Origin of the sequence: Streptomyces durocortorensis (assembly GCF_016901035.1) — a bacterium.
GTDB classification, from domain to species: domain Bacteria; phylum Actinomycetota; class Actinomycetes; order Streptomycetales; family Streptomycetaceae; genus Streptomyces; species Streptomyces durocortorensis.
The window spans coordinates 4017-5926 of record NZ_JAFEUF010000120.1 but is presented as its reverse complement, the minus strand read 5'-3'; the positions used below and the strand labels follow the sequence as shown (position 1 = coordinate 5926).

1 protein-coding gene is annotated in these 1910 nt (G+C 71.4%); it reads left to right on the top strand.

Annotated elements, in window-relative coordinates; all coding sequences use genetic code 11:
- Positions 1-197: 197 nt before the first annotated feature.
- A complete protein-coding gene (locus JS521_RS21490; RefSeq protein WP_205084577.1) occupies positions 198-1769 on the top strand; it encodes a DUF2079 domain-containing protein in 1572 nt (523 codons plus the stop codon).
- Positions 1770-1910: the final 141 nt, after the last annotated feature.

The following is a 1910-nucleotide window of genomic DNA, read 5'->3' as shown; positions in this document are numbered from 1 at the left end:
TCTGTTGCGGTGGTGGTTGTTTTCTGGGCGTTCGCTCTGGCCCCTTTTTGGGTTCTGGCTGCTCCTGGTGGGCGCGTCGGCCTGCCTGCGGCGCCGGGGCCCCCCCCCCCCCCCGCCGCCGTGTCCGTCGTACGGAATCCGCTCGTCGCTCTGTTCTAATGACACGGCCGTAGCAATCCCCAGCAGGGACAGTCACCGTGCTTGAGCTGAACAAGAGTGGAACGGACCGGTCGGAGCCGGGGCGCCTGCCCGCCCAGGCCGCGGGGCCCGACACCGCCCCGGACCCCCGCCCGGCAGACGACTCCCCGAGTACGGGCACGAGCACGAGTACGAGCAAGGGCACGGGGGAGGCCTCCTCCGAACGCGTACCCCTGCGCCCGTACCTCATCGCCGGCGCGATCCTGTGCGCGCTCTACTTCCTCTACGCGTACTTCCAGTACGCCCGCTTCGGCTCGCCCTCCTGGGACCTCGGGATCTTCGAGCAGGAGGTCAGGGCGTACGCCGGGTTCGACGCCCCGATCGTCGACATCAAGGGCCCCGGCTACCTGATCCTCGGCGACCACTTCTCCCCGATCGTGGCGCTGCTCGCCCCGCTGTACTGGATCTGGCCCTCCGCCGAGTCCCTGCTGTTCGCCCAGGCCGCGCTGTTCGCCCTGGGCGCGGTCATCGTCGGCCGCACCACGCAGCAGCTCCTCGGCGGACGCTCCGGGCTCTGCGTCACCGTCGCGTACGGACTCTCCTGGGGCATCCAGGAAGCGGTGAAGGCCGACTTCCACGAGATCGCGTTCGCCGTACCGCTGCTGGCCCTCGTCTGCCGGGCGCTGCTCCTGAAGCGGTACACGGCCGCCCTGCTCTGGTCGCTCCCGCTCGTCCTGGTCAAGGAGGACCTCGGCGCGACCGTCGCCGTCGTCGGCTTCCTGCTCTTCGTGTACGGGCGCCGCCTCCAGGGCGCGCTGCTCGCCGCGTACGGGGTCGCCGCCTTCGTCGTCACGCTGATGGTCCTCATCCCGGCGGCCAGCAGCGCCGGCACGTACGACTACTGGCAGAAGATCGACAAGAACGGCGAGCAGGACGTCTCGATGCTGGACTCCGTCCTCGGCGTCCTCGACTCCTCCGCCAAGATCGAGATGCTGGTCTTCCTGATCGGCATCACCGCCTTCATGGCGCTCCGCTCACCGCTCACGCTGCTGATCGTCCCCACGCTCGGCTGGCGGCTGCTCTCCCAGGACAGCAACCACTGGGGCATGGTCTGGCACTACAGCGCGATCCTGATGCCGGTGCTCTTCCTGGCCATGGCCGACGGCGTCCGCCGCAGCCGCGGATCGCACCGTCCCTGGCTCGCCTCGTACGCGAAGGTCGCTGTGCCCGTCGCCGCCGCGATCGCCGTCGCGATGACCCAGCACCTGCCGCTGCGCGATCTGCTGCGCCCGGACACCTACCGCACCGACGACGCCCGCAGCAAGGCGGCCCGGGCGGCGCTGGACGCCATCCCGGCCGGGGCGCGGGTCGAGACGGACATCACGCTGATGGCCCACCTCACCTCCGACCGCACCGTCTACTGGGTCGGCGGGGCCCCGGGCACCGCACCCGACATCGTCGCCATCAACCTGGACTTCGGCTGGTCCCGCCCGATCGAGGACCCGGTGGCGTACGCCCAGCAGCTGCACCCCGAGGCGCGCTACCGGCTCAAGCACCGGGGCGGCAGCTTCGTGGTGATGGAGCGCACGACGCCGGAGCCGGCACAGATCCCGGGCGTACGGGACGACTGACGGCGGCCCCGGGCCCTTACGCGCGAAGGGCCCCCCCCCCCCCCGGGGGGGGGGGTCCCGTACGAAGAGGTGGGGGGGGGCGATTGGCGTGTGGCCCCCCGCCCCCCCCCCCCAGTTGGCGGACGGCGGGGTGGTATAGTG